The organism is Nocardioides marmorisolisilvae, from assembly GCF_031656915.1.
In the GTDB taxonomy this organism is placed as follows: Bacteria; Actinomycetota; Actinomycetes; order Propionibacteriales; family Nocardioidaceae; genus Marmoricola; species Marmoricola terrisoli.
Genome location: NZ_CP134227.1, coordinates 3,802,162 through 3,828,440 on the forward strand (window position 1 = coordinate 3,802,162; position 26,279 = coordinate 3,828,440).

Consider the following 26,279-nt stretch of genomic DNA (forward strand, 5'->3'; position numbering starts at 1 on the left):
GGCCTGCGCGCTCCTCGCGGCCGCGGTCCCGGGGTCGGTCTCGGGTAGGTTGCCAGGCGATGACTTCCCTTTCGACCCGGCCCGCGTCGGCGGCCCCGGGGCGCTCCGGCCTCTCCGAGGCGGACGCCGTACGCCGGCGGCGGCTTCGCCGGATGCGCGCGCTGGCGCTGTCCCTGCTCGTGCTCGCGGCCGTGGTCTACCTGGTGACCCTGAACCACGAGCACGCCTGGGGCGGCTTCATCGGCTTCGTCAACACCGGAGCCGAGGCGAGCATGGTGGGCGCGATCGCGGACTGGTTCGCGGTGACGGCCCTCTTCCGGCACCCGCTCGGCCTGCCGGTGCCGCACACCGCGCTGGTCCCGCGCCGCAAGGACGAGTTCGGCAAGAGCCTGGAGGAGTTCTTCACCGAGAACTTCCTGACCGAGGCGGTGATCCGTGACCGCCTCGCCGCGGCCCAGGTCCCGCAACGGGTCGGGCAATGGCTCGTCGAGCCGGCCAACGCACGATCCCTGGCCGCCGAGGCTGCCACCGTCGCCGCGATCGGGCTGCGCCGGATGCGGGACGACGATGTGCGCGCCCTGGTGACCGATGTGCTGCTGCCCCGGCTCCAGGACGAGCCGATCGCGCCGGTCGCCGGTGCGCTCCTGTCCGAGATCGTGGCCGACGATGCCCACCATGGCTTCGTGGACCTGGTCCTCGAGGAGGGGCACCGCTGGCTGCTGCAGAACGAGGAGACCTTCACCGAGGTGCTCGGCGAGCGGGCGCCCTGGTGGGCCCCGGAGCGGCTCAACGAGGCGGTCACCCATCGGCTTCACCTGGAGGCGATGCGCTGGGTCGAGGACATCCGCCGAGACCCGCATCACCACGCCCGCTACGCCCTCGACACCATGCTGCGCCAGCTGGCCGACGACCTGCTCACCAACCCCGACACCCAGGCACGCGCCGAGGCGCTCAAGGGTCGCCTGCTCGGGCAGCCCCAGGTCGTCGAGACCGGGATGTCGTTGTGGAGCGCCTTCCGGCGGGCGCTGGTCGCCGGGCTCGACGACCCGATCGGCCCGTTGCGGGCCCGCGCGGAGGCCGAGCTGGTCGCCTTCGGGAAGCGGCTCGGGGCAGATTCCGCGTTGCGCGAGCGGATCGAGGGCTGGCTGGCGGACTTCTCGGTGTGGGCCACCGATCGGTACGGCGGAGAGCTCGCCGCGGTCATCACCCACACGATCGAGCGCTGGGACGGCCGGGAGGCGGCCGAGCGGATCGAGCTCCACGTGGGGCCCGATCTGCAGTTCATCCGGATCAACGGCACCGTGGTCGGCGGTCTGGTGGGCGTGATCATCCATGCGGTCACGGTTGTGATCTCATGACCGGCATGGCCGACGTACCGATCCGCGACGAGTCGATCCGGCTCGGTCAGTTCCTCAAGCTGGCCGACCTGATCGACTCCGGCTCCGACGCCAAGCACCTGCTGCTCGAGGGCGTCGTCCGGGTCAACGGTGAGCAGGAGACGCGGCGCGGCCGACAGCTGCACCCCGGCGACGTGGTGGACGTGAGCGGCCGGCAGGCCCGCGTCACGACGCGCTGATCGCTCAGCGCGAGGGCCGCACTCGGGTCAGCTGACGTCGATCAGGTCGACGACGAAGATCAGGGTCTCGCCGGGCTTGATCACGCCACCGGCACCGCGGTCGCCGTACCCGAGGTGCGGCGGGATCACCAGCCGGCGCCGGCCGCCGACCTTCATGCCCTGCACGCCGGTGTCCCACCCGGAGATCACCTGGCCGACACCGAGCCGGAACTGGAGCGGGGCGCCCCGGTTGTACGACGCGTCGAACTCCTCGCCGCTGGAGTGCGCGACCCCGACGTAGTGGACCGAAACGGTTTGGCCCGGCTTGGCCTCGGCGCCGTCGCCCTCCCGCAGGTCGGTGACCTCCAGGTCGGTGGGCGCGTCGCCCAGATGGGGGTCGACCTCGGGCTTCTCAGCAGTCATGGTGCCCGACCCTACCGGGCCCGTGGTCAGGTCTGATGCACGTAGGAGTCGAGCTGATCGCGCTCGAACTCGATCTGGTCGATGTGCGCCTTGACCACGTCGCCGATGCTGACGATGCCGCGCAGGACGCCGTCCTCGACGACGGGCACGTGCCGGAACCGGCGCTCGGTCATCAGTCGTCGGGTCTCGTCGAGGCTGTCGCCGGGTGCGACGCTGCGCACCGAGGGGGTCATGATCGCTGAGACCGCGGCGCCCAGCACGGAGTCGTCGCCGTGCAGCTTGCGTACGACGTCGCGCTCGCTGACGATGCCGTCCACCGATGAGCCGTCGGTCGAGACGATCACGGCGCCGATGTTGTGCTCGGCGAGCAGGGCGATCAGGTCGCGCACGGTGGCGTCGGGGGAGATGGTGACGACCTGCTGACTCGCCTTGCCGGCGATGACCTCGCTGATCTTCATCGGGCTCCTCCTCGAGTGGACGATCGGTTGCTCCAACCTAGTGTGCCGTCGGGGCGGGGTACACCCCTACTCGGTGCGGTCGGGCCCGTCCGGCTGCTCCTCCGCCCGATCCTCTGCCTGCTGGCTCGCGTCGTTGCTCCGTCGGCGCGCGGCCAGGTCGTGGACCGACCCGAGCACCCGCCGCTGGGCGTCCATGTCGTCTCCTGAGAGCTCGCCGAGGAAGGCGAGCGCCTGGTCGTGGAGCTTTCCGTTGGTGGCCAGCGCGTTGCCGCCCGAGGGTCCGGGCTCGCCCTCGAGGGAGGTGAAGATCCCGCCGGCCTCACGGACCACGACGTCCAGGGCGGCCATGTCGTGCAGCTCGAGCTCGGGCTCGGCGGCGATGTCCACCGCACCCTCGGCAAGCAGCATGTACGACCAGAAGTCGCCGTACGCCCGGGTCCGCCAGCAGCGTCGGGACAGCGCCATGAAGTCGTCGAGGCGGCCGTGCTCGTCCCAGCCGCCGAGGGAGGAGTAGGACAGCGACGCGTCCTCGATCCGGGACACGTCGGAGACCTGGCAGCGGCTCGCCCGGAGGAGGGACTTGCCGGTCCAGGCCCCGCCGTCGCGCATCGCCCACCACCGCCGGTTGAGGGCGGGCGCGGAGACCACTCCCACGACCACCTCGTCGTCGACCATCAGCCCGATCAGGGTCGCCCAGACGGGCACGCCCCGCACGTAGTTCTTGGTCCCGTCGATCGGGTCCACCACCCAGCGCCGTTGGCTGTGTCCGGTGCTGCCCTGCTCCTCGCCGAGCACGGCGTCGCGGGGGCGGGCCCGCGACAGGGTACGGCGGATGCCCTCCTCGACCGTGCTGTCCGCGTCCGTCACGGGGGTCAGGTCCGGCTTGGTCATCACGTGCAGGTCGAGCGCTTTGAACCGTGCCGTGGACAGGGCATCGGCGTCATCGGCCAGCACATGGGCGAGCCGAAGGTCGTCGGTGAAGTCGGAGGGCATGGCGACAGGGTATTCCCAGCCAGTCGCCAGCCCGGGCTCATGCTGACGAAAGGTTCGCCCGCTTGGCTGAACCCATGGGGGTGGCGACCCGTCTGGAAGGGCGCGCCCGTGATGGACAGAGGTGGTTCTCGATGGAGGTCAACGGCTTGCCGTTGCACCCGCTGGTGATCCATGTGGCCGTGGTGTTCGTGCCGCTGGCAGCGCTGGGGGTGCTGGGCTACGCCGTCGTCCCGCGGTGGCGGCGCACGCTGCGATGGCCGATGCTCGTGGCCACCGTGATCGCCGCGGTCGCCGTCCAGGTGTCCGCGATGTCCGGCAGCGACCTCAAGCGCGAGCGTGGTCTCGGCGGGGTGCTGCTCGACCAGCACGAGATGTGGGCCGGGCGGCTCCAGTTCGCGACCTGGGTGTTGGCGGCCGTGGTCGTGCTGGCGTTCTTCGTCGCACCTTCCTCCCGGCGCCGGCTCTCCGGCGCGGGCAGTGCCGCCGCCATCCGGCTGATCCGCCTCGCCCTGGTGCTCCGGGTGGTGCTGGTTCTCTTCGCGCTGGCCGAGCTCTACCTCGTCGTCCGGACCGGTGATGCGGGGGCGAAGGCGGTCTGGGCGACCAGCCAGCGGGGCTGAGCCGCGGTTCCACCGCCGTACGGCTGCAACGTTGCGCCGCCTCGACGCCGTACGGCTGCAGGATTGCGCCGCCTCGACGAGCTAGGGGCTGGCCTCGCGGCTGGCGAGAAGGCGCCGGAACGAGCCGACTCGGGCCTCGAGCTCCGGCGGGGCGGCGTCGAGACCGCACTCCGGCTCGGACTCGCCGTGGGTGCAGCCGCGAGGGCAGTCCAAGGTGAGGTCGTGCAGGTCGGGGAAGGCCTCGATCAGGTGATCGGGTCGCACGTGCGCCAGCCCGAACGACCGGATTCCGGGCGTGTCCACGATCCAGCCTCCGGAGGGCAACGCCAGCATCACCGCGCTCGTGGAGGTGTGCCGGCCGCGACCGGTCACCGCATTGACCCCGCCGGTGAGGCGACCGGCGTCGGGAACCAGAGCGTTGACCAGGGTGGACTTGCCGACCCCGCTGTGGCCGAGCATCACGCTCTGCCGACCGTCGAGCCGGCCGGCGATCGCGGACACGTCCGCGCCGCGGCGGGTCACCTCGAACGGCACCCCCAGCGGCCGATACGCCTCCACCAAGGCATCAGGCGAAGCCAGGTCGGACTTGGTCAGCACCAGCAGCGGGTCCATCCCCGCGTCGTACGCCGCCACCAGGGCGCGGTCGATCAGCCGCGGTCTCGGCTCGGGATCGGCGAGGGCCGTCACCACCACCAACTGGTCTGCGTTGGCCACGATCACCCGCTCCACGGGGTCGTCGTCGTCCGCGGTACGCCGGAGCATGGTGCTGCGCTCGGCCACGGTCACGATGCGGGCCAGGCTGCCCTCGCTGCCGGTGGTGTCGCCGACCAGTCCCACCCGGTCGCCGACCACGACGCCCTTGCGTCCCAGCGGCCGGGACTTCATCGCGACAACCGGGTGCGGCGCCGAGCCCGGGACGCGCTCGGTCAGGCAGGTGTACCGGCCACGGTCGACCGTCACCACGACGGCGGGCTCGGCGTCGTCGTACGACGGTCGCTCCTTGGTGCGCGGGCGGGTGTGCCGACGCGGCCGCTCGTAGCTCTCGTAGTCCTCCTCGCCGTAACGAGGCATCAGAAGAGCCGTGCCCAGGCGTCGGCGAAGCCGGGGAAGGTCTTCGCGGTGGTGGCCACGTCCTCGACGAGGATGCCGGGTACGGCGGAGCCGAGCACCACGGCCGCGTGCGCCATCCGGTGGTCGCCGTAGGTGTGGAAGGTGCCGCCGTGGAGGATGCCTGGCCGGATCTCCAGGCCGTCGGGATGCTCGACCACCTCGGCACCGAGCCGGCCCAGCTCGGTCGCGAGCGCGGCCAGACGATCGGTCTCGTGCCCGCGGATGTGCCCGATGCCGCGCAGGTGGGACGGCGTCTCTGCGAGCGCGCAGAGTGCGGCCAGGGCAGGGGTCAGCTCGCCGAGGTCGTGCAGGTCGACGTCGAGGCCCTCGATCGCCCCGGTGCCGGAGCCCGTCACGCACAGTCCCGCCGCGGTCGGCTCGACGGTTGCGCCCATCCGGGTGAGAAGGTCACGCAGCGCGTCGCCGGCCTGCGTCGTCGTCTCCGGCCAGTCGAGGACGGTGACGGTGCCGCCGCTGGTCATCGCCAGCATCAGGAACGGAGCCGCGTTCGAGAGGTCCGGCTCGATGGTCATGTCGGTCGCGGCGATCGGACCGGGGAGGACATGCCAGCGATTCGCGTCGGAGTCGTCGACCTGGACGCCGTGCGCGCGCAGGCAGGCCACGGTCATGTCCAGGTGCGGCAGCGAAGGCACCGGCTTGCCGTCGTGGCGGACGTCGACGCCCTCGTCGTAGCGGGCCCCGGCCAGCAGCAGCGCGGAGATGAACTGGCTCGACGCCGAGGCATCGATGATCACGGCACCGCCGCGGACGGAGCCGCTGCCGTGCACGGTGAACGGCAGCGTGCCGCGGTCGTCGTCGTCGATGCGCACGCCGAGGCCGCGTAGCGCGTCGATGACCTGTGCCATCGGACGGGTGCGGGCGTGCTCATCGCCGTCGAACCCGATCGCGGCGCTGCTGAGCGCGGCGACCGGCGGGACGAAGCGCATCACCGTGCCCGCCAGCCCGCAGTCGATCTCGGCAGCGGCGTCGAACGGCCCGGGAGTGACCCTCCAGTCGGCGCCCGAGGTGTCCACGGTGGAGCCCAGCGCGGTGAGGGCCGCCGCCATCAGCTCGGTGTCACGCGAGCGCAGCGCCCGGCGTACGACGGACGGGCCCTCGGCCAGGGCGGCGAGAACCAGCGCGCGGTTGGTCAGGGACTTCGAGCCGGGCAGCGCGACGGCTGCCCGTACGGGCGCGGAGGCGACGGGGGCCGGCCAGAGTTCCACCTGTGAAGGGTATCGGGGCCCCTACGTCAGGGTCTTGGCTGCGAGCCTCGCCTCCAGCTTCGCCGTCCTGCGCAGGTGGCGCGCCTGGCGGCGTACGTCGCCGGCGGCGTGGCGGGTCCGCCAGACGACTCCCGGCCGGCCGCTGGTGTCGCCAGCCGCGATCAGCAGGCCGCCGAGCATCGAGAGGTTCTTGAAGAAGTGGAACTTCTGGTTGGCCCGCATCGCCGGATCGGTCTCGTCCCAGAACGGGTGGCCGGCGACGGTGGTCGGCACCAGGGACCCGGCCAGCACGAGCGCACCCAGCCGGGGAGCGCGACCGGTCGCCAGCGCCGCCGCACCGATCAGCTGGGCGACCGCGTTGATCCGGACCAGCGTCACCGGATCGCTCGGCATCGGCACCCCGGGGGCCAGCCGGTTGGCGGTGGTGACGATGCGGTCAGTGACGGGCTTGGCCCGCCCGGCCGCGCCCTCGGCGTCCTTCAATGAGCTCACCCCGCCCACGAAGAACATCGACGCGAGCATGGGACGAGCGAGCAGTCGTGTCGGCGTCATGAGGTTCCCATACCCGCTCTGACGGGGCCCAACCGTGGGAACGGTCAGGTTGCGCTCGTGGCCTCGACCCGGCCAGAGGGGCCGGCCGACCGCATGGTGGTGCCGCAGTCAGTGGAGGAGGCTCAGCACCAGGTCGGTCGTACCGGTGGGCAGCCCGGCGACCGGATCAAGGTGAAGGTGCAGCCCGAGCAGCCTCAGCGCGCGCAGCGTGGCGATCAGGTCGGGGTTCTCGTGGTCGACCGTGCAGACCTCGACGAGGCCGATGCCGTGGCACTGTCCCGAGGCGCTGACCACGGTGGCGCCGGGTGGCAGCCGGAGCGTGACGGTGGCGGCGCCGCCCGGTGGCAGGCCCTTGACGTGCACCCCGACGACGACCCGGGTGCCCAGCGGACTGCCGCTGGTGCGGATCACCGACGCGGACAGTCCGACCGCGCTTCCCGGCCCCGCCTGCGAGGGAGGCGCGGCCGGCGGAGAGACCCCCGGTGAGGATGAGCCCGGACCAGATGTGGGCGGGCCGGACGTGCTCGAGGGCCTCCCCGGGCGAGAAGCGGCCGTCGGCGTCGCGGTGGGGAGCCCGAGGAGCGTCGCCGCGGCGGAGGGCACCGGCACGTGCGCGGCGGGGGCGGGCGGGTGGCCGGTGTGCCGACCGTTCCGATGCTGGGCCGGCTGACCACCGGTGCCGCCGACCGGTGGCCCCATCGCGGTCGGCGGTCGGCTGTCGGTGGTGCCTCCGTGGTGGGCGGCCACCAGCAGCCCGACCGTGGCGGCGGCGGCGATGCCCACCGCGGCTCCGGCCGCCAGGGCGGTCTGGGCATTGGCGACCAGCACGTCGCGGACCCGTCCCAGGAGCAGGCCCACGCCGGCCAGCGCTCCCGCACCTCCGGCGGTGGTGCCGACGGCCAGGTAGGCGGCGGTCGCGCTGCCGAGCACCAGCGGGCCGACCACCGCCGCCAGCGAGGAGTTGACCTCGACCAGCTCGAGGTAGAGCGCCGTACAACGGCGGCAGTGCTCGAGGTGCTCGGCGGCGCGGCGGTTGTCCCGCCGGGACAGCCCCTGCCGGACGTAGGCGCCGAGCAGGTCACGGGTACGCCGGCACTCGTCGTCGAGCACGTCCGCGGCGTGCATCTGGAGGAATGCCTGACGGAGGCCCTCGCGCGCCCGGTAGGCCAGGGCCGACACGGAGTTCGCCGACATCCCCAGCATCGGGGCGATGTCGCCGGGCTTCTGGCCCTCGACGTCGAGGTGCCAGAGCACCATCTGCCAGCGCTCCGGCAGGCTCTTGTAGGCGCGGGCGGCGGCCGCACTCTCGAAACCGGCGACGGCCGGGTCGTCGAACTCCTCGCCCCGGTCCAGCACGGTGAGGTCGTCGGTGGGCCGGGTGCGGGTCTGGCTGCGGATCCGGTCGATGTGGCAGCGGCGTACCGAGGTCAGGAGGTAGGGCCGAAACGCGACGTCGGGTCCGCCTCCGCCGCGCAGCACCGAGAGCACCTTGGCGAACGCGTCCGAGACCAGGTCGTCGGAGTCGGGCCCCGGTGCCAGGGATCGTGCCAGCCTGGTCGCCGCCTCACGGTGCCGGGCGAAAAGGGAGCCGTACGCCTCGACGTCGCCGCCGCGGACGCGCGAGATCAGCTCGGCGTCGCTCAGGTCGGCGGGATCGGACGGGCTCATACTCGGTGGACGCTCCGTGGGCTGGTAGATGACGTCATCCCCAACGCTTCGTCGGGCGTGGGGATACGGGCTCGAGAATCCTTCCCCGTTCCGCGTCATGCATGCCGAGGTTCGTCGTCCTCTCGATGACGAGGGTCATCCGGGTGATGCTCGCCGATCCGAGAAGAGCAGTGCAGCGAGAGGACCTCACGATGGGCAGCTTCGGCGCGCGGGCCGCAATGCGGGTCCGCAAGCGGGATGCCCGGGCGTCGGCAGGGGTGGCGCGGGGAGGGCGCCACCAGCTGGCGGAGAGGTTCGAGGGGGTTGGCGAGGCACTGTCGCGAGGCGGTGAGGGCCTCGTTGCGTGTGCGGTGGTGGGTCGCAGGATGGCCCGTGAGGGTGTCGACCTGGGTGAGGCACTCGAGGGCTTGCGGACCACCACCGTGCACGTGACCGGGCGTGAGCCGTCGTACGACGCGGTTCGCGCGCTGGGCACCGCTTGGGCAGAGGAGGCGCTCGGATACGTGCACCAGCTCTCGTGCGAGGACGCGTTGACCGGACTGGCCGGACCGGCGCACCTGCGGTCCAGGCTGACGGAGGTCTACCGGGGGGCGGAGCAGCGCGGGGAGGCGGTGTCCGAGACCCACGCGATCGTGGTGGTCTCGGTCCCCGCGGCCGCGGGCGGCGGACTGTCCGGCTCGCTTGCGGTGGTCCGACTGGCGGAGCGGATCCGGCTGATCTTCGCCGGCGAGGAGACGCTGTGCCAGGTTCCCGGCCGCGGCGCCGAGGCCAGGGCGCTGGTGCTGGTGCGTCGTACCCCGGACCTGGGGCGGTCGGTCACCAACCTGCATGGACTGGTGGAGGTGCTCGGGACGGCGGCTGCGCCGGCCCGGGTGTGGATCGAGGGTCTGCCCGCGAGCGTGCAGTCCGCGGTCCCGTTGCTGGACGAGCTGGCCCGACGCGCCTGAGGCCGCCGGCGGCGCGGGCCCCACAGGGGAGGGCCCGGGCCGCCGACGGCACGCGGCCGTCGGACGAGCGCCCTATCCTCGTCGTCATGTGCGGTCGCTATGCCTCCAGTCGTGAGCCCGAGGAGCTCGCGGAGGAGTTCGACGTCCGCGAGGCCGAGCTGCCGCGGATCCCGGCCGACTACAACGTGGCGCCGACCAAGGAGGTCTACGCCGTCGTGCAGCGGCCGCCGTCGGGAGAGCGCGAAGCACCCGCCGAGCGACAGCTCCGGGTGATGACCTGGGGGCTGGTGCCGTTCTGGGCCAAGGATCCCTCCGTGGGCAGTCGGATGATCAACGCGCGGACCGAGACGGTGGCCGAGAAGCCCGCCTTCCGCCGTGCGTTCGAGCGTCGTCGGGCGATCCTGCCCGCCGACGGCTACTACGAGTGGTACGTCACCGAGCAGCTGGACGGCAGGGGCAGGCCCAAGAAACAGCCCTTCTACATCCGGCCCGCCGACGGCGGCGTGCTGGCGATGGCGGGGCTCTACGAGGTCTGGCGGGACCCGGCGAAGTCTGACGACGACCCGACGAGGTTCCGCTGGACCACGACCGTGCTCACCACGACCGCCGAGGACTCGATCGGCCGCATCCACGACCGGATGCCGATGATGCTGACGCCCGAGCGCTACGCCCGCTGGCTCGACCCGACCGTCTCGGATCGCGCCGAGCTGTTGGAGCTGCTCGAGCCCGCTCTGCCGGGGACGCTGGCGGCGACACCCGTCTCGACGCTGGTCTCCGACGTGCGCAACAACGGGCCCGAGCTGGTCGCGCCGATCGCGGTGGAGCCGGCCACCTCGGAGGACGCTCACCATGCCTGACGAGAGGATGGTGCGGACGCCCCAGGGCGACGCGCGGGTCGTCGTACGGCGTGCGAAGCGGCCGATCGCGACCTTGGTCCTCACCCACGGGGCCGGCGGCGGCATCGATGCGCCCGACCTCCTCCGTCTGGCCCGTTCACTACCCCAGCAGGACGTCTCGGTGACGCTGGTGGAGATGCCCTGGAGGGTGGCGGGCAAGCGGCTGGCGCCACGCCCGGCGGTGATCGATGAGTGCTTCCACGCCGCCCTCGACACGATGCGGATGCGCAGCCCGCTGGTGGTCGGCGGGCGCAGCGCGGGGGCCCGGTCGGCCTGTCGGATCGCCCGTGAGGCCGGCGCGCGGGGAGTGCTCGCGTTGTCGTTCCCGCTGCACCCGCCGGGGAGGCCGGAGCGCTCCCGACTCGAGGAGCTGACCGGTGCCCGGGTGCGCAGCCTGGTGGTGCAGGGCGATCGCGACCCCTTCGGCACGCCCGAGGAGTTCCCGGCCAACACCGAGATGGTCGTGGTGCCCGGGGCCGACCACCAGCTGAGGGTGCCCGCCCGAGCGCCGCTCACGCAGGCCGATGCCCTGGCGGTCGTCTACGAGGGCGTCCTGGAGTGGGTCGTGCGGGAGATCGGCGGCAGCTGAGACCGCCTGGGAATCCCGCGGGGCCGACCGGTGTTCTTCCGACATGCTCGCCGTACTCGACCGACCGGTAGTCTGGGAGACGATGACTGACCCTGAGACCACCACCGATGCGACCGCCGCCGAGCCGGGCGCCGAGCCCGCCGACGAGATCGACGTGGCGACCGAGACCGAGGACGAGCGGCAGCTGCGCTTCGAGCGCGACGCGCTGCCCTTCCTCGACCAGCTCTACTCCGCGGCGATGCGGATGACCCGCAACCCCAGCGACGCCGAGGATCTCGTGCAAGAGACGTTCGCCAAGGCGTTCGCCTCCTTCCACCAGTTCCGGCCAGGCACCAACCTGAAGGCCTGGCTCTACCGGATCCTGACGAACACCTTCATCAACAACTACCGCAAGAAGCAGCGCGAGCCGCAGCAGTCGATGGCCGAGGACGTCGAGGACTGGCAGCTCGCCCGCGCATCGGCGCACACCTCGAGCGGCCTGAAGTCCGCGGAGACCGAGGCGCTGGAGCATCTACCCGACTCCGACGTCAAGGAGGCGCTGCAGCGGCTGCCGGAGGACTTCCGGCTGGCCGTCTACCTGGCCGACGTCGAAGGGTTCCCGTACAAGGAGATCGCAGAGATCATGGGCACCCCGATCGGGACGGTGATGTCCCGGCTGCACCGGGGTCGGCGCCAGTTGCGCGAGATGTTGTCCGACTACGTCCGCGAGAACGACCTTCTCCCCAGCGGCTCGACGGGGGGTGCGTGATGGGTTGCGGCGCCCACGACGAGCACGACCAGCACGGCGCCACGGACTGTTCCGAGGTGCTCGACCGGGTGTTCTTCTTCCTCGACAACGAGCTCGACCAAGCCGACTGCACCGAGATCCAGCAGCACCTCGACGAGTGTGGGCCCTGCTTGGCGAAGTACGACCTGGAGCGCACCGTGAAGAGCCTGGTCGCTCGGTCCTGCACCGAGGTCGCGCCCGACGGGCTGCGGCAGCGGGTGATGCTGTCCATCCGGCAGGTCCAGGTGCGCATCGAGCGCGAGTGACGCGTCCCGGCGGGCGCGATTTCGCGATGCCCGCCGACACCTGAGAGGATGGACGTCGCTTCCGCCCGGCATCCGGGCGAACCGAGCTTCGAGGAGGACCCATGGGCAAGACCGGACGCAAGCGCCGCGCTCGCAAGAAGAAGGGCGCGAACCACGGCAAGCGCCCCAACGCCTGATCGGTTGACAGCACCTGATCGGCCGATAGCGCAGCGGACCCCGGCAGACGCCGGGGTTCTTTGCTTTCATGGACCCATGCCGATCGAGTCCGGGCTGAGCGCCTCCGCCGTCTTCACCGTCACCGACGACGACACCGCTGCCGCGCTGGGCTCGGGGAGCCTCGCGGTGCTCGGCACGCCTCGGCTGCTGGCCTGGTGCGAGGCGGTGACCTGTGCTGCGCTCGCTCCCGAGCTCACCCCGGGGACGACCAGCGTGGGCACCAGGGTCGACCTCGAGCACCTCGCGGCGTCCCCGGTCGGCGCGGCGGTCGCGATCAGCGCGACGGCGTCGTACGTCGACCTCCCCACCGGCTCGGGGCGACGCGGAGCGCTGGTCCGCTTCACCGTCACGGCCACCGATGCCGCCGCGGGCAAGCTGGTCGGCTCGGGTCAGGTCACCCGCGTGGTCGTCGACACCGAGCGGTTCCTGGCCCGGGTCGGCTGAGAGCGCCCGCCCCCCGCGAGTGGTCCCAAACGGGGGCCGAGTGGTCCCAAACCGCGCGCAATAAGGGGCGTCTCGGGCGACAATTGGGGACGTCTCGCGGGGGGCGGTGGGGTCAGATCCCGAAGGTGCTGCGCGGGTAGGCCGCGTCGACGTCGGTGATCACGTTGACCAGGTAGGGCACGTTCGCCGCGAACGCGCGGTCCAACGCCGGCCCGATCTGCGCAGGGTCGGTCACTGTCTCGCCCGCACCTCCGAGCGCCTTGACCACGTCGTCGTACCGGGTCCGTGGCGCCAGGTCGGCGGCCACGTCGTAGCCGTAGAGCATCTGCATCGGGCCCTTCTCCAAGCCCCAGGCGGAGTTGTTGCCGCAGACCATCACCACGGGCAGGTCGTGGCGAACCAGGGTGTCGACGTCCATCAGCGACATCCCCGCGGCGCCGTCGCCGTACAACAGCACGACCTGGGCCGAGGGGCGGTGCAGCCGGGCGGCGATGGCCGCGCCCAGCCCGGCGCCCAGGCAGCCGTAGGGTCCGGGGTCGAGCCAGCCGCCGGGGCGCTTGGGCTCCACGAACTTGCCGGCGAACGACACGAAGTCCCCACCGTCGCCGATCACGATCGCGTCGTCGGCGAGGCGTGGGACCAGCTCACCGTAGATGCGGGCCGGGTGGATCGGGTCGGCGGTCGCCCCGAGCAGCGCGGCATCGCGGGCGGCAGCCGCGGCCACGGTGTCCTGGAGGCCAGCGACCCAGCTGCTCCAGTCGGGCTTGCGGACCAGGTGCTCGGCCGCGGAGCGGACGCCGTCGAGGACCAGCCCCAGGTCTCCGTACGCCGAGCCGGCGAGCTCGGCATGCCCGGAGACCTGTCCCTCGGAGTCGGCGAGGTGCACGACTCGGGCAGGCGTCGCACCGTCCTTGCCGCCGAACACCCCGTAGCCGAGCCGGAAGTCGAGCGGGGTCCCGGCGACGATGACGAGATCGGCCCCGCCCAACGCCGCGCTGCGCGCCTTGGTCACCAGCAGCGGATGCCCGCCCGGCACCACGCCGCGACCCATGCCGTTGGTGATCGTGGGCAGGCCGAGGGTCTCCACCAGGCGCAGTGCGGCGTCCTCCGCACCGTCGGCCCACACATCGGTCCCCAGGACCAGCACGGGGCGCTCCGCGCGGCCGAGGAGCTCGGCGACATCGGAGAGCGCGTCGGGGTCGGGCTCGACCCACGTGGCCGGGCGGACCTCGGGGCGCACCACCGAGGCAGTGTTGAACAGCTCGTCCATCGGCACGTCCACGAACACCGGGCCACGGTGCGGGCTGCTCGCCAGGCGGAACGCTCGGTCGATGCCGTCGGCGACCTCCGCGGCCGTGTGGATGGTCTGCGCGGCCTTGGTCACCGACGCGAGGATCGGTGGCTGGTCCAGCTCCTGCAGCGAGCCGGAGCCCCAGCGGTTGGCCGGGGCGCGGCCCCCGACCACCACCAGCGGGGAGCCGGAGAACTGAGCCTGGGTGATGGCGCTGACGCCGTTGGTCACCCCCGGTCCGGCGGTGAGCACGGCCAGGCCCGGTCGACGGGTCAGCTTGCCCATCGCCTCCGCCGCGAAGGTCGCCGTCTGCTCGTGGCGGACGTCGAGGATGCGCATCGGGGGGTCGGCGTGGACGGCGCCGTCGTACATCGGGAAGACGTGCGCGCCCGACAGCGTGAACATCGTGTCGACGCCGTGGGCGCGGGCGACCTCGACGGCGTGCTGACCGGCGTGCGCCTCGACGGCTCCGTCGGCGGGGGGTGTCTCGATGTCCTCGGCCATGAGGCGCAGGCTACTGCGCGGTACGAGCGTCGCGGGCGCTCGCCCCTTCGCGGTCGTCCTCGGGGGTGAAGAGCCACGGGTTGCTGGCTCGCAGATGCTCGATCAGCACCAGCAGCAGGTCCGACCGCAGCTGCGGCTGCGGTACCCCGAGCGCGAGCTGGAGGTGCAGGCTGCGCAGAAACGCCTGGGCGTTCCCCGCGTGCCGGAAGGGGTCGTGGTCGGCATCCCCCGCCGGCACCGCCCCGGCGGCGATCCGCGCCACCCAGGGCTCGAGCAGCTTGAGGTCGAGCAGTTCGCGGCGCAACACCTGCATCACCGCAACCGCGAGCCGGTCCGGCTCGCCGGCGGTGAAGATGGTGTCCGTGGCCAGCAGCAGCCGGTCGGCCACCACGTCCAGCAGGACGGTGAGCTCGTTGCGGCCCAGGTGGGGGGAGCGGGCAAGGGCACCGAGGCAGTCGGCGCCGTGGGCCACCGCGTGCGCCCAGCCCTTGCCGGGGACGAAGCCGCGCAGGTCGCGCTCGCGGAGGAACCAGGTCATCAGCCGGTCGCCCCACCGCAGGATCCGGTCGGCGGGTACCAGCCCGGCGCGGGTGTCGCGCTCGATGCACTCGGCCAGGACCAGTGCCGAGAAGCTCCGGGTGAACACGGCGTCGGTGCCGGACTCGCCGAGCCCGCGCTCCAGGCCGACCGCCATTCCGTCGCCGAGGCCGGGAAGCAGGTCGTCGTACACCCCGCCCTCGATCCAGGTGGCCAGCGTCGGGTACCCGATGCCGTCGCGCACTGCGGGGTCGGGGTCGCCCAGCATCGTGGTCAGCTCGACGGTCATCTCGTCCAGGGGGCGGTCCGTCGGGACGTTCAGGCCGTCCGCCACCACCTGCTGCCAGAACGCGGAGACCATTGGTCCATCTTGCCCGTTCCCGGCCCGCGACGCCCAGCAGGGGTGCGCTCGCAGGGCGCAGGTCGGGGCCTCTTCGCACGCCGATCACCCGCCACGACCACTCCGGCGACGGCATAGGCTGCGGCAGGTGCCATCGATGAGCGACGTGGTGCGGGCGCACACCCACCTGGATGCCGACGACCGGGCCTGGTTGTCGCTGCTGCTCGCCGACTGGCAGATCCTGGCTGATCTGTCGTTCGCCGACCTCGTCCTGTGGCTGCCGGACCGGGACGACTCCGGCTTCTGGGCGGCCGCGCAGATGCGGCCGACCACCGGGCCGACCGCGATCGTCGACGACGTCGTGGGCAGCTTCGTCGCGCGCAGCACCCGGCCGCTGCTGGACACGGCGTACGACGACGGGCGGATCGCGCGAGAGGGCGACCCGGAGTGGCGCGACGACGTCCCGGTCCGGGTGGAGGCCATCCCGGTACGCCGAGCGGACAGGGTCATCGGGGTGGTCGCCCGGAACACCAACCTGCACGGGGTCAGGACGCCGTCGCGGCTGGAGCTCAGCTATCTGCAGGCAGCCGCGGAGCTGTCCCAGATGGTGGCCGGAGGGCTGCTGCCCCAGCCTGGCCAGCGCGGCGACCACGCCGACTCCCCTCGGGTGGGAGACGGCTTCATCCGGCTCGACGCGACCGGCCGGGTCGGCTACGCCAGCCCGAACGCGCTCTCGGTCTACCGTCGACTGGGCCTGACCGGCGACCTGGCCGGCCAGGTGCTCGCCGACGTGACCCGTGCCCTGGTCCCGGCCCGGCAGCGCCTCGACGAGGAGACCCTGTCGGCCGCGCTCGGGGGCCGGCTACCGCGGGACACCGAGCTCGGCAACGGAGAGGCGACCGTGGCACTGCGGTCGATCCCGCTGTTCCCCGGGGGCGAGCACACGGGCGCGCTGGTGCTGCTGCGCGACGTCACCGACCTGCGTCGCCGCGACCGCGAGCTGCTCACCAAGGACGCGACCATCCGGGAGATCCACCACCGGGTCAAGAACAACCTGCAGACGGTCGCCGCACTGCTGCGGCTCCAAGCCCGTCGGCTGGGCAGCGACTCGGGCCGGACGGCCCTCGACGAGGCGGTACGGCGGGTCGCCGCGATCGCCGTGGTGCACGAGACGCTGAGCCAGTCCTTCGACGAGACCGTGCAGTTCGACGCGGTCGCCGACCAGCTGATCGGCCTGATCGCCGACGTCGGCGGGCGGGACGCGGTCCGGATCAGCCGCGAAGGGTCCTTCGGGACGATCACCTCCGACGTGGCGACTCCGCTGGCGATGATGATGACCGAGCTGGTCCAGAACGCGGTCGAGCACGGGTATCCGGACGGCCGATCGGGTCAGATCGTGATCCGGTGCAGGCGCTCGGAGTCGGTCGACCCGAAGGGACCGGCGGTCGTGGCGGGCTCAGAGCGCGCGGCTGCGCTCGAGGTCCTCAGCGTGGAGGTCGTCGATGACGGCGTCGGCCTGCCGGTCGACTTCGACCCTGCCACGCGGGTCAGCCTGGGGTTGTCGATCGTCCAGACGCTGGTGGGGGAGATGGGCGGCACGATCGCGTTCGGCCCGGCCGCGGTGAGGCCCCGCGCGGGTGTCCGCGCGGGAGTGGGCACTCGGGTGACGCTCACGGTGCCCACCGGGTAGCCGCCCGACTGTGCCGACTGTGTCCGCGTGTCGAGTCAGGCGGTGCGAACCCGGGCGCGCGCGTTGCGGCGCTTCAGAGCGCGCCGCTCGTCCTCGCTGAGGCCGCCCCAGACACCGTGGTCCTGCCCGGCCTCGAGAGCCCACGCGAGGCACTGCTCGCGCACCTCGCAGCGACGGCAGACCTGCTTGGCCTCCTCGATCTGCATGATCGCGGGACCGGTGTTGCCGATCGGAAAGAACAGCTCCGGGTCCTCGTCGAGGCACGCAGCGACGTGACGCCAATCCACGGCGGATTGCTCCTCATCTACACAGTGACAACGTGAATGCTTTCACGAAGTTGGGCCCGACTCCAGCCCATTTGCTTGCTGGGTGGGCGGGTTGTCGCAGGCCGGATCCCTTCGGGGGCCTCGCGACAGACTCGATGCTGTCAACCCTGGCGCGTCTGCACAACCCCCCAGGATGGTCACGTTGGTCACAGCAGTCTCCCGGGACGTCGTACGCACCGGTCGACAGGGCCGCTGACCGGCGCATCGGCAGGCGGGGCCGGGCCCGCGACCGCGTGCTCGGGCCGCCCGTGCTCGTGGCATCGACGGGTGACTAGGCTCGCTTCCATGCTGCCGGAGGACCACGACCCCCCCGAGGCGGACTCGGCGGGCCGCCGCGTGCCTGCACCATTGCGGGCAGCGGCGGGACTGGTGCTTGTCGAGGGCCTTCTGGTGCTGCTCTTCGGGCTCGCCGAGGCGACGCGGACCAGTGGCGACCGACTGGCCATGGGTGCCAGCAGTGCCGTCTTCTTCGTCGCGTACGGCGTCGCCCTCGGGTTCTGCTCGTGGGGGATGCACTCCGCCCGGAGCTGGGCCCGCGGGCCGGTGCTGCTCTCCCAGCTGATGCTGCTGGGACTCGCCTGGGGGGTCCGGCACGACTCGCTGGCGATGGCGATCAGCGCGGCGGTGGTCGCCCTGATCGTGCTCGCCGGCGTCCTGCACCCCGCCTCGATCGACGCACTGGAGCGCGACCGGCACGACCGCCATGAGCGCGATGACCATCACGCGGACGGCAGCGACGAGCCGCATCCGTGGGACCGCTGAGCGCCGGCCTGCGACACGGCGCGGGCTCATCGAAGCTGGTCCGCCGCCACCTCGAGGTCGGCGACGAGCGCCCGGAGGTCCTCGTCGCGGTGACGTGATCGGAGCACCGACGACGGGTGCACGGTCGGCACTACCCACGGAGGGGCCCACGGATGCGGTCGGTCGTCCAGCGGCCAGGACTGCAGCCGACCCCGCAACTGGCCGATCCGGAAGCCGCCGCCGTACAGCGCTCCGCCAGCGGTGGCGCCGAGCAACACCACTCCCTCCGGCCGCACCAGCGACAACTCGGCGTCGAGCCACGGGCGACAGGCCACGACGTGCGCACGAGTGGGGGACTTGTGGATCCGGCGCTTGCCGACCGTGGCGAACCGGAAGTGCTTGACGGCATTGGTCACGAACACGTCCTCGTGCCGGAGCCCGGCGGCGGCCAGGGCCTTGTCGAGCAGCCGTCCCGCCGGCCCGACGAAAGGCTCGCCGATCCGGTCCTCCTGGTCGCCGGGCTGCTCCCCGACCAGCATCAGCCGAGCGGGTGTAGGACCGTCGCCCATCACCACCTGCGTGGCATCGATGTGCAGCTCACAGCCCTCGCACTCGCGTGCGGCGGTGCGCAGGTCGGCCAGGTCGTGGGCACTCTCGGGCACCCACGGTGCCGCACCACTCTCGGACATCTGGAGGAAGTACCCACTCCGACCGGCCGACAACCGCCCGGCCGGCGCTTCGGCGCAGGCTCAGGAGGGTTGGTGGAGCTGGTCCCGCAGACGGGTGAGGGTGCGGTTCAGCAGCCGCGACACGTGCATCTGCGAGACGCCGATCTCGTCAGCGATCTGGGACTGGGTCATGCCGTGGAAGAAGCGCAGCAGCAGGATCCGCTTCTCCCGCTCGGGGAGTACGACGAGCAGCGGTCGGATCGACTCGCGAATCTCGATGTGCTCCAGGGAGTCGTCCACCTCGCCGATCGAGTCGAGGATCGGTCCGGGGCCCTCGCTCTCGCCGGCGTCGAGCGAGAGCGTGGAGTAGGCGTTCGCTGACTCGAGGCCCTCGAGGACCTCCTCCACGGTGGTCCCGAGCCGCTCGGCGATCTCCGCGGGCGTGGGGGAGCGGCCCAGCAGCTGGGAGAGGTCGCCGGTCACACCGCCGATGGCGAGCCGCAGCTCCTGGAGTCGGCGGGGAACCCGGATCGCCCAGCCCTTGTCGCGGAAGTGTCGCTTGATCTCGCCGATGATCGTCGGTGTGGCGTAGGTGGAGAACTCCACCCCGCGCCCGGCATCGAACCGGTCGACCGACTTGATCAGGCCGATCGTGCCGACCTGGACGAGGTCGTCGAGTGGCTCGCCCCGGTTGAGGAAACGGCGGGCACAGTGGTCGACGAGCGGTAGGTGCAGCCGGACCAGCGCATCGCGGCACTCGAGCCGGCGCAGGTCGGAGGTCGTCGGGTCGAGGTACTCCTCGAAGAGCGTGGCGCTACGCTCCCGCAGCGTCCGGGTGTCCCCCTCGTCCCCCGTCATCGTCAGGCAGTCTCGGACGTCACCGCGAACGAGACGTAGTGTGCGCCGGACCGGTGCCCCGCGGCCAGGTCGTCGACCAGCGCCGCCAGCACCTGCCAGCCGAAGCTGTCCAGGTCAGGACCCTCGCTGTCGTCGGTGTCCGCTGAGACGGTCACCTTGATGGTGCCGGCGCCGAGCTCGAAGCGGGCACGCAGCACCCCGTCCTCACGAGCCCCGGGGAGCACCAGCGCACAGGCCTCACCCACCGCCATCCGGACCTCCTCGATGTCGTCGAGGGTGAAGTCGACGCGTGCGGCCAGACCGGCGGTCGTCATCCTGAGCACTGCCACGTAGGCGGACTCGGCGGGAAGGTGCAGCTCGGCGACGTTCACTGATGGGTCCTCTGCAGGAGCGGGGTTCTCCGCCCCACCCTAAGCGCTCGCCGGCACTGTTCAGCGGCGGGCGACGCCGTCACGTCGTGCCGCCTCAGCAACTGCTGCTGCCACCGTGGGGGCGACCCGGGGGTCGAACGGAGACGGGATGATGAGGCCCTCGGTGGCCTCGTCCGCCACGATCGCGGCCAGCGCGTTCGCCGCCGCGAGCTTCATCCCCTCGGTGATGGCGGTCGCGCGGCAGTCGAACGCCCCGCGGAAGATCCCGGGGAAGGCCAGCACGTTGTTGATCTGGTTGGCGAAGTCCGATCGGCCGGTGGCGACGACCCGGGCGTGCCGGTGCGCCACCTCCGGCAGCACCTCCGGCGTCGGGTTGGCGAGCCCGAAGATGATCGCGTCGTCCGCCATCGTGGCCACCACCTGTTCGGGGACGGTGCCGCCGGACAGCCCGATGAAGACGTCGGCCTCGGCCATCGCGTCGGCCAGGCTGCCGGTGCGCCCCGTCAGGTCGGCGGTGTCCGCGGCCAGTGCCCGCTTGGAGTCGTTGAGGTCCACCCGAGAGGAGTGCAGCACCCCGCGCCGGTCCAGCACGGCGACGTCACGCAGACCCACAGCGAGCAGGATCCGGGTGACCGCGACCCCGGCCGCACCCGCACCGGACACCACCACGCGGCTGGTCTCGATCAGCCGGTCGGTCAGGCGCAGCGCGTTCTGGAGGGCGGCCAGGACCACGACCGCCGTGCCGTGCTGGTCGTCGTGGAAGACCGGGATGTCCAACTGCTGCTTGAGTCGTTCCTCGATCTCGAAGCAGCGTGGCGCCGAGATGTCCTCGAGGTTGATGCCACCGAAGCTCGGGGCCAGCCGCACGACGGTCTCGATGATCTCGTCGACGTCGGTGGTGTCCAGGCACAGCGGCACCGCGTCGATACCGCCGAACTGCTTGAAGAGCACCGCCTTGCCCTCCATCACGGGCATCGCTGCGCGCGGCCCGATGTCGCCCAGGCCGAGCACCGCGGTCCCGTCCGTGACCACGGCGACGGTGTTCGGCACCCAGGTGTAGTCGTCGGCGAGCGACGGGTCGTCCGCGATCGCCTCGCAGACGCGGGCCACGCCGGGGGTGTAGGCCATCGACAGCTCGTCCGGGCCGTGCAGCGGGACGGTGAGGCTCACCGCCATCTTCCCGCCCTCGTGCAGGGCGAAGACGGGATCGTCGGCGTGGGGGTTCTCGATTTCTGGCATTGCCTCAGTTGCAACCATGAGCGGGCTTTCGAAGATGGGTCGGTGGCACCGGGGATTCCGGTGAGCAGAGCGGTGCGGCTCGACGCCGGCCCGAGTGTTGAGCCCGCGGAGACTGACTGCTGTGGGGGTGACCCGAACCCAGTGTCCCACAGGCCGTCCGGTACGGCGCCCTCTGGTGGGTCGATGTGGCGGATCAGACACCTGCCGGCGGGTCAGGGCCGGCCCGGTCTGGGCCAGAGCCGGCAGCGTACCGCCGCCAGGACGTCATCGCGCGTCGCCGCCCGGCCGAAGCTCCACGAGTCGAGCCCCTCCGACGGGTTGTCGCGGCCGAACCAGTAGCCCTCGTCATCGACCAGATGGAGGCGCTTGACCGAGACCACCCCGTCGGGCAGTCGGACGATCGCGAGCCGGCCGACCCGCGGGAGAGCGCCGTACCGGACCAGCAGCCGGTCCCCGTCGCGCAGTGTCGGCAGCATCGAGCGTCCACGGACGACCGCGATGCCGTGGGCCGGTCGCATGGCCACCTCTCCTCGGGGTACGCGCGCTGGTCGGAGTAGTGTCGCAGGACATGCTTCGCCACAGGCGGTGCACCCGCGCCGCCGACGTACCAATGCGAGAGGACAGATCCGGATGTTCCACAAGCTGTTCGCCCCGACGATCGAGGTTCGGGCCCACTGCGACCTTCCGTGCGGCGTCTACGACCCGGCGCAGGCCCGGATCGAGGCAGAGTCGGTCAAGGCGATCATCGCGAAGGCGAACGACAGCGACGACGCTGACTTCCGCACCCGCGCGATCATCATCAAGGAACAGCGTTCCGAGCTGGTCAAGCACCACCTCTGGGTGCTGTGGACCGACTACTTCAAGGCCCCGCACTTCGAGAAGTACCCGCAGCTGCACACGCTCTTCAACGAGGCCACCAAGCTCGCCGGGGCCAGCGGCACCAAGGGGTCCCTGGACGCTGAGGCCGCCGACCAGCTGCTCGCGAAGATCGACGAGATCGCGAAGATCTTCTGGGAGACCAAGAAGGCCTGAGCGAGGTCACACCCATCTGACCTGCGAGAACACTGCTTCGGCGCCGCTACTGTCCGTCCACTGTCCGGGTCTTCGGTCAGGGGCAACAGGGCGGCGTCGAGCGCGTTCCGGGTCCGGTCGTGTCGCCTGGGAACAGGTGCGCATAGGTGCGCGGCGTGATGACCGCCGAGGCGTGGCCCAGGACGATCTGGACTTGCTCGACCGAGACGCCGCATACCGACGCACCGCGCGGCTCACCGCTCCGATCCCCGTCCGGTTCCCTCCCGAGCTGTTGGACGAGATCCAGCGGCGAGCCGGTGAAGACGATCGGTCCGTTTCCTCGTGGCAGGCGCGCGGTGGAACATGAGACCCAGCGCCCCGCCTGATGTTTGTCGCGATCTGCTGTCCGCACAGAGTCCGCACGAAGGACGAGAAATGCCGATCATCGCCAAGCGCCGTCAGAGGCGTTTCCGCAGTGTCACACCTCATCTTCGGTCGACCGCCCCCAATAGCCGTCCAGGCGGTCCTACGAGGCGACCAAGAATGCCTGAGCAGGCCATCCGCCGCGGCTTGGGAGAACGCCCTAGCTCGTTCCGGCCTCGGTCCCCGCGGAGAACAGTCCGCTCTCGTTCCCACAGGACGACACCGTGAAGCTCCTGCTCACCTCGGGCGGCGTCACCAACCCGAGCATCGACGCAGCGCTCGTCGACCTCCTCGGCAAGCCGATATCCGAATGCCGGGCCCTCTGCGTGCCGACCGCGCAGTGGGGACACCCGATGTGCGGGCCGGCCTCGGTGCGCGGCTTCGTGGCGGCAGGGCCGCGATGGGCGGGGTCGACGGGTTTGGGCTGGGGGTCGCTCGGCGTCCTTGAGCTCACCGCGCTGCCCACGGTCGGCGCCCAGCGATGGGTGCCGTGGGTCCGGGAGGCCGACCTGCTGCTCGTGGACGGCGGCGACGCGAGCTATCTGTGCCACTGGATGCGGCAGTCCGGGCTCGCCGACCTGCTGCCGTCGCTGACGGACACGGTCTGGCTGGGGGTGAGTGCGGGCAGCATGGTGTTGACACCCCGGATCGGGCCGGACTTCGTCGAGTGGCCGTCCGCGCCCGACGACCGCACCCTGGGAGTCGTCGACTTCTCGATCTTCCCTCACCTGGGCGCGTTCCCCGAGAACACCATGGCCGCGGCGGCGCGCTGGGCGGCCGACATCGGTGGGCCGGCGTACGCGATCGACGAGCAGACGGCGATCAAGGTCGACGACGGCTCGATCGAGGTGGTCTCCGAGGGGCAGTGGATGCGGTTCGGCTCGTAGCCCTTCGGCGGGCCGGCTACTCGGGCACCGAGGTGCCGGATCCGAGCCCGGCCAGGCCGGTCTCGTGGGCGAAGATGGCCGCCTGGACCCGGTCGCGCAGTCCGAGCTTCATCAGCACCCGGGCGACGTGGGTCTTCACGGTGGTCTCGCTGATCACCAGGCCCTCGGCGATCTCGGCGTTCGACAGACCGCGCGCGATCAGCCCGAGCACCTCGATCTCGCGCGGCGTCAGGCCATCGAGCAGTGCCGTGGAAGATCGGGCCGGCTGAGCAGTGAACCGCGCGATGAGCCGTCGGGTGAGCGCGGGGGCCAGCAGCCCGTCGCGGCCGCCCGCGGCCTGACGGATCGCCGTCACCACCTCGTCTCCCGGCATGTCCTTGAGCAGGAACCCCACGGCTCCGGCGCGCAGCGCCTTGTAGACGTACTCATCGAGGTCGAACGTCGTCAGCATGAGTACGGCGGTGGCCGGATGGGTCGGCACCAGCTCACGCAGTGCGGAGAGCCCGTCCCTACCGGGCATCTGCACGTCGAGGAGCAGCACGTCGGGACGCGTGTGCGCAACCAGCGCGATCGCCTCGTCGCCGTCACGGGCCTCGCCGACCACGGTCAGGTCGAGCTCGGTCTCGAGGATCATCCGGATGGCGGCGCGGACGAGACCCTGGTCGTCGGCGATGGCCACCCGGATCATGGGACCGCCGGCGTCGCCGGACCCATCAGGCCGCTCGGGCCGGGTGTCCTGGTCGGGACGGGCACTGTCACCGCGATGCCCGCGGGCTCGGCGATCGGCAGCGCGGCGCGGACCAGGAACCCGCCATCGGGGCGGCGGGCCCAGTTCAGCTGCCCGCCGCAGGCCACGACGCGGGTCTGCATGCCGCTCAGCCCGTGGCCCGACCCGTCGGGTCCCCGGCTCGGGCCGCCCCGCGTGTTGGCGACCGCGACGGCGACCTGCCGTCCGGACCGCCCGACCTGGACCCGGACCAGCGCGCCCGGTGCGTGCTTGAGGACGTTCGTGAGCGCCTCCTGCAGCACCCGGTGGACCACGACGTGCGCCTCGGGCCCGAGGAGGTCGTCATCGAGGTCAACGTCGGCCTCGACGTGCAGACCCGCGGAGCGCGCCCGGCAGACCAGTTCGCGCAAGGCTGCCGTCGTGCCGACCCGGTCGGGAGCCGGCCACGGCGCGAATCCGGCGTCGAGGTCGGCGAGACCGTCCCTGGTCGTCGCGCGGATCACCTCGACGAGTCCGGCGGCCCGGGCCCGGTCGGTGTCCCACAGCCGCCGTGCCGCCTCGGCCTGCAGCGCGACCACGGTCAGGCTGTGCCCCAATGCGTCGTGGAGCTCACGGGCGAGCCGCCCCCGCTCCTCGGCGACCGCGTGTCGCTCTGCCGTCTCGCGTTGTTCGGCCAGCAGTTGCGCGTTGCGGTCCAGCTGGTCGGCCAGCCGGCTGCGCTCCTGGATGACCGATCCCGCGACCCACGCGAGCACCAGGATCACCGCTGCGTCGGCGAGGCCGGCTGGCCCGAAGCAGGTCAGCTCACCGAGTCCACAGATGAGCAGGCCGGCCGCCGCACGGCGGCGGGTGGCGAGCGCCGCCACCGCGAACGGCGGCACGAACGCGAGGCCGATCGCGGTGAAGCTCGTGTCCAGTGGTGCGATCAGGGCGTCGAACGCCGCGACCAGCACCCACAACGTGGCTGTCATCGCCAGCGGAGCGAGCCAGGCGAGAGCGAGGGGAACCGCGACGATCGCGCAGGTCAGCACCGCCAGCGGCCCCGGGACCTGCATCGGGAGCTGGGGAAGCTCGATGGTGAGACCCGCACCCAGCGCTGCGGCCGCAAGTGCTGTCCAGGGTTGCAGGTCCGGCCGCGGTCGCCGGAACGGAGGGGCCGTGTCGGCCTCGACGGCGGAGGGGACAGGCTCACCTGCCAGGGCGACTACGGCCTCGCGCGTGCGGGCCAGCAGCTGCCGGGCGGCGTGCTCGATCCCGCCGACCTGACGGCCGTCGGTCAGCGGCCCGTCGGCCGTCGTCTCGACCCGGGCGGCGAGGTCACGCATGCCCGAGACCAGGGTCGCGTGGAACTGCTCAGCCAGCCGCAACCGCTCCCGGGCGAGGACGGCGGCGGGCTGTGCCTCGCGCCGCGCCTCCAGCTCGCGTGCCTGTGCCTCGAGACCCTCGACCAGCTCGGCTCGGCCCCGCGCCAGCCGTCCGGCCGTGACCGGGATGGCGGCGGCGAAGAGCGCGGCGAACGGCACCACGCTGGGCAGCGACTCGCTGGTCGGCTGCAACAGGTCGACGCCCAGGATGAGCAGCAGCGGCTGGGGTGCACCGAGGAGCAGCTGACGGCGGTCGCCGTACGCGCCCACGGCGTACGCCGCGACCAGGACGGCCAGCACCACGACCCCGGAGTCTGCTGAGGCATGTGGCGTGAGCCGGGCCTGGACCGCGGACCAGGCCAGGCCGAGCATCGTGAAGATCGTCATCGTGGCCAGCGGTCGTGCCCGGCGGAAGGCAAGTACCACGAAGACCCCGGACCCCAGACAGCCGAGGGCGAGCTCCTCCGGCCGGCCGTGCGACCGTACGGCGGCCTCGACCAGCGCGCCGCCGACGAAGCCCGCGGCGATCAGTCGATCGGCGCGGTCGACCCGCGGCGAAATGCTGGTCACCCG

Annotated in this window: 31 protein-coding genes; 14 read left to right on the top strand and 17 right to left on the bottom strand. The window is 71.9% G+C overall.

What is annotated here, in order from left to right; genetic code table 11:
* Positions 1 to 59: 59 nt before the first annotated feature.
* Positions 60 to 1,358: a DUF445 domain-containing protein gene (locus Q9R13_RS18195; RefSeq protein ID WP_310962583.1), complete on the top strand. Its 1,299-nt coding sequence runs from the start codon at positions 60 to 62 to the stop codon at positions 1,356 to 1,358.
* Between the two features lie 5 nt (positions 1,359 to 1,363).
* The gene (locus Q9R13_RS18200; protein ID WP_310962584.1) at positions 1,364 to 1,576 is read left to right on the top strand and encodes an RNA-binding S4 domain-containing protein; all 213 of its coding nucleotides are present in this window, start codon (positions 1,364 to 1,366) and stop codon (positions 1,574 to 1,576) included.
* Positions 1,577 to 1,603: 27 nt separating this feature from the next.
* Here Q9R13_RS18200 and Q9R13_RS18205 read toward each other — a convergent pair whose 3' ends face one another.
* The 3 genes from Q9R13_RS18205 to hisN all read right to left on the bottom strand — a co-directional run bounded on the left by Q9R13_RS18205 (position 1,604) and on the right by hisN (position 3,429).
* On the bottom strand, positions 1,604 to 1,978 hold the full coding sequence (locus Q9R13_RS18205; RefSeq protein ID WP_310962585.1) for an FKBP-type peptidyl-prolyl cis-trans isomerase: 375 nt from the start codon (positions 1,976 to 1,978) through the stop codon (positions 1,604 to 1,606).
* A 26-nt stretch (positions 1,979 to 2,004) separates the two neighbouring features.
* Positions 2,005 to 2,436, bottom strand: coding sequence for a CBS domain-containing protein (locus Q9R13_RS18210; RefSeq protein WP_310962586.1), 432 nt, complete (start codon positions 2,434 to 2,436; stop codon positions 2,005 to 2,007).
* A 66-nt stretch (positions 2,437 to 2,502) separates the two neighbouring features.
* A complete protein-coding gene (gene hisN, locus Q9R13_RS18215) occupies positions 2,503 to 3,429 on the bottom strand; it encodes a histidinol-phosphatase (protein ID WP_310962587.1) in 927 nt (308 codons plus the stop codon).
* Positions 3,430 to 3,560: 131 nt separating this feature from the next.
* Here hisN and Q9R13_RS18220 point away from each other — a divergent pair, with 131 nt between their 5' ends.
* Positions 3,561 to 4,049: a DUF2231 domain-containing protein gene (locus Q9R13_RS18220; protein WP_310962588.1), complete on the top strand. Its 489-nt coding sequence runs from the start codon at positions 3,561 to 3,563 to the stop codon at positions 4,047 to 4,049.
* Positions 4,050 to 4,130: 81 nt separating this feature from the next.
* Here Q9R13_RS18220 and rsgA read toward each other — a convergent pair whose 3' ends face one another.
* The 4 genes from rsgA to Q9R13_RS18240 all read right to left on the bottom strand — a co-directional run bounded on the left by rsgA (position 4,131) and on the right by Q9R13_RS18240 (position 8,605).
* The gene (gene rsgA, locus Q9R13_RS18225) at positions 4,131 to 5,120 is read right to left on the bottom strand and encodes a ribosome small subunit-dependent GTPase A (RefSeq protein WP_310962589.1); all 990 of its coding nucleotides are present in this window, start codon (positions 5,118 to 5,120) and stop codon (positions 4,131 to 4,133) included.
* Complete coding sequence (aroA, locus tag Q9R13_RS18230; RefSeq protein ID WP_310962590.1) at positions 5,120 to 6,385, bottom strand: 3-phosphoshikimate 1-carboxyvinyltransferase; 1,266 nt, start codon at positions 6,383 to 6,385, stop codon at positions 5,120 to 5,122. Before aroA ends, rsgA begins: the two co-directional genes overlap by 1 nt.
* 21 nt (positions 6,386 to 6,406) lie before the next feature.
* Positions 6,407 to 6,937: a DoxX family protein gene (locus tag Q9R13_RS18235; protein WP_310962591.1), complete on the bottom strand. Its 531-nt coding sequence runs from the start codon at positions 6,935 to 6,937 to the stop codon at positions 6,407 to 6,409.
* Between the two features lie 108 nt (positions 6,938 to 7,045).
* Positions 7,046 to 8,605 carry a sigma-70 family RNA polymerase sigma factor gene (locus Q9R13_RS18240; protein ID WP_310962592.1) on the bottom strand — a complete coding sequence of 520 codons (1,560 nt, stop codon included), beginning with the start codon at positions 8,603 to 8,605 and terminating at the stop codon, positions 7,046 to 7,048.
* A 125-nt stretch (positions 8,606 to 8,730) separates the two neighbouring features.
* Between Q9R13_RS18240 and Q9R13_RS18245 the strand changes: the two genes are divergently transcribed.
* From Q9R13_RS18245 to Q9R13_RS18270, 7 genes are all read left to right on the top strand, one after another.
* Positions 8,731 to 9,552 (top strand): hypothetical protein, encoded by an 822-nt coding sequence (locus tag Q9R13_RS18245; protein WP_310962593.1) that lies wholly within the window; start codon positions 8,731 to 8,733, stop codon positions 9,550 to 9,552.
* Between the two features lie 86 nt (positions 9,553 to 9,638).
* Positions 9,639 to 10,409, top strand: coding sequence for an SOS response-associated peptidase (locus Q9R13_RS18250; RefSeq protein ID WP_310962594.1), 771 nt, complete (start codon positions 9,639 to 9,641; stop codon positions 10,407 to 10,409).
* Complete coding sequence (locus Q9R13_RS18255) at positions 10,402 to 11,037, top strand: alpha/beta hydrolase family protein (protein ID WP_310962595.1); 636 nt, start codon at positions 10,402 to 10,404, stop codon at positions 11,035 to 11,037. Before Q9R13_RS18250 ends, Q9R13_RS18255 begins: the two co-directional genes overlap by 8 nt.
* Before the next feature lie 43 nt (positions 11,038 to 11,080).
* On the top strand, positions 11,081 to 11,785 hold the full coding sequence (locus tag Q9R13_RS18260) for a sigma-70 family RNA polymerase sigma factor (RefSeq protein WP_397218533.1): 705 nt from the start codon (positions 11,081 to 11,083) through the stop codon (positions 11,783 to 11,785).
* Complete coding sequence (gene rsrA / locus Q9R13_RS18265) at positions 11,785 to 12,069, top strand: mycothiol system anti-sigma-R factor (protein ID WP_310962597.1); 285 nt, start codon at positions 11,785 to 11,787, stop codon at positions 12,067 to 12,069. The genes Q9R13_RS18260 and rsrA overlap by 1 nt, the downstream gene beginning before the upstream one ends.
* Before the next feature lie 101 nt (positions 12,070 to 12,170).
* Positions 12,171 to 12,245 (top strand): 50S ribosomal protein bL37, encoded by a 75-nt coding sequence (locus Q9R13_RS20315; RefSeq protein WP_369759046.1) that lies wholly within the window; start codon positions 12,171 to 12,173, stop codon positions 12,243 to 12,245.
* 76 nt (positions 12,246 to 12,321) lie between these two features.
* Positions 12,322 to 12,729 carry a thioesterase family protein gene (locus tag Q9R13_RS18270; RefSeq protein WP_310962598.1) on the top strand — a complete coding sequence of 136 codons (408 nt, stop codon included), beginning with the start codon at positions 12,322 to 12,324 and terminating at the stop codon, positions 12,727 to 12,729.
* Positions 12,730 to 12,841: 112 nt separating this feature from the next.
* Here Q9R13_RS18270 and Q9R13_RS18275 read toward each other — a convergent pair whose 3' ends face one another.
* A complete protein-coding gene (locus tag Q9R13_RS18275; protein WP_310962599.1) occupies positions 12,842 to 14,524 on the bottom strand; it encodes an acetolactate synthase in 1,683 nt (560 codons plus the stop codon).
* 10 nt (positions 14,525 to 14,534) lie between these two features.
* Positions 14,535 to 15,422 (bottom strand): DUF2785 domain-containing protein, encoded by an 888-nt coding sequence (locus Q9R13_RS18280; protein WP_310962600.1) that lies wholly within the window; start codon positions 15,420 to 15,422, stop codon positions 14,535 to 14,537.
* A 136-nt stretch (positions 15,423 to 15,558) separates the two neighbouring features.
* Between Q9R13_RS18280 and Q9R13_RS18285 the strand changes: the two genes are divergently transcribed.
* Complete coding sequence (locus tag Q9R13_RS18285; RefSeq protein ID WP_310965118.1) at positions 15,559 to 17,091, top strand: sensor histidine kinase; 1,533 nt, start codon at positions 15,559 to 15,561, stop codon at positions 17,089 to 17,091.
* Between the two features lie 35 nt (positions 17,092 to 17,126).
* On the opposite strand, the gene Q9R13_RS18290 is transcribed toward Q9R13_RS18285, so the two are convergent.
* A complete protein-coding gene (locus tag Q9R13_RS18290; RefSeq protein ID WP_310962601.1) occupies positions 17,127 to 17,378 on the bottom strand; it encodes a WhiB family transcriptional regulator in 252 nt (83 codons plus the stop codon).
* Positions 17,379 to 17,702: 324 nt separating this feature from the next.
* Between Q9R13_RS18290 and Q9R13_RS18295 the strand changes: the two genes are divergently transcribed.
* Positions 17,703 to 18,179 (top strand): hypothetical protein, encoded by a 477-nt coding sequence (locus Q9R13_RS18295; RefSeq protein ID WP_310962602.1) that lies wholly within the window; start codon positions 17,703 to 17,705, stop codon positions 18,177 to 18,179.
* 26 nt (positions 18,180 to 18,205) lie between these two features.
* On the opposite strand, the gene Q9R13_RS18300 is transcribed toward Q9R13_RS18295, so the two are convergent.
* The 5 genes from Q9R13_RS18300 to Q9R13_RS18320 form a co-directional block, all read right to left on the bottom strand.
* Positions 18,206 to 18,847 (bottom strand): UdgX family uracil-DNA binding protein, encoded by a 642-nt coding sequence (locus tag Q9R13_RS18300; RefSeq protein ID WP_310962603.1) that lies wholly within the window; start codon positions 18,845 to 18,847, stop codon positions 18,206 to 18,208.
* A 60-nt stretch (positions 18,848 to 18,907) separates the two neighbouring features.
* Complete coding sequence (locus Q9R13_RS18305; RefSeq protein ID WP_310962604.1) at positions 18,908 to 19,684, bottom strand: RNA polymerase sigma factor SigF; 777 nt, start codon at positions 19,682 to 19,684, stop codon at positions 18,908 to 18,910.
* Between the two features lie 2 nt (positions 19,685 to 19,686).
* Entirely contained in the window at positions 19,687 to 20,055 is a 369-nt protein-coding gene (locus Q9R13_RS18310) for an ATP-binding protein (protein WP_310962605.1), read from the bottom strand.
* A gap of 60 nt (positions 20,056 to 20,115) precedes the next feature.
* Positions 20,116 to 21,294, bottom strand: a complete 1,179-nt coding sequence (locus Q9R13_RS18315; RefSeq protein WP_310962606.1) for an NAD(P)-dependent malic enzyme — start codon at positions 21,292 to 21,294, stop codon at positions 20,116 to 20,118.
* A gap of 212 nt (positions 21,295 to 21,506) precedes the next feature.
* Positions 21,507 to 21,812: a S24/S26 family peptidase gene (locus tag Q9R13_RS18320; protein ID WP_310962607.1), complete on the bottom strand. Its 306-nt coding sequence runs from the start codon at positions 21,810 to 21,812 to the stop codon at positions 21,507 to 21,509.
* Positions 21,813 to 21,924: 112 nt separating this feature from the next.
* On the opposite strand from Q9R13_RS18320, the gene sodN reads away from it, so the two are divergent.
* Together sodN and Q9R13_RS18330 are read left to right on the top strand one after the other, a co-directional pair.
* On the top strand, positions 21,925 to 22,326 hold the full coding sequence (gene sodN / locus Q9R13_RS18325) for a superoxide dismutase, Ni (protein ID WP_310962609.1): 402 nt from the start codon (positions 21,925 to 21,927) through the stop codon (positions 22,324 to 22,326).
* A gap of 626 nt (positions 22,327 to 22,952) precedes the next feature.
* Positions 22,953 to 23,615 carry a Type 1 glutamine amidotransferase-like domain-containing protein gene (locus Q9R13_RS18330; RefSeq protein ID WP_310962610.1) on the top strand — a complete coding sequence of 221 codons (663 nt, stop codon included), beginning with the start codon at positions 22,953 to 22,955 and terminating at the stop codon, positions 23,613 to 23,615.
* A gap of 16 nt (positions 23,616 to 23,631) precedes the next feature.
* Here Q9R13_RS18330 and Q9R13_RS18335 read toward each other — a convergent pair whose 3' ends face one another.
* Together Q9R13_RS18335 and Q9R13_RS18340 are read right to left on the bottom strand one after the other, a co-directional pair.
* Positions 23,632 to 24,303, bottom strand: coding sequence for a response regulator transcription factor (locus tag Q9R13_RS18335; protein ID WP_310962611.1), 672 nt, complete (start codon positions 24,301 to 24,303; stop codon positions 23,632 to 23,634).
* A complete protein-coding gene (locus Q9R13_RS18340) occupies positions 24,300 to 26,276 on the bottom strand; it encodes a histidine kinase (protein ID WP_310962612.1) in 1,977 nt (658 codons plus the stop codon). The genes Q9R13_RS18335 and Q9R13_RS18340 overlap by 4 nt, the downstream gene beginning before the upstream one ends.
* Positions 26,277 to 26,279: the final 3 nt, after the last annotated feature.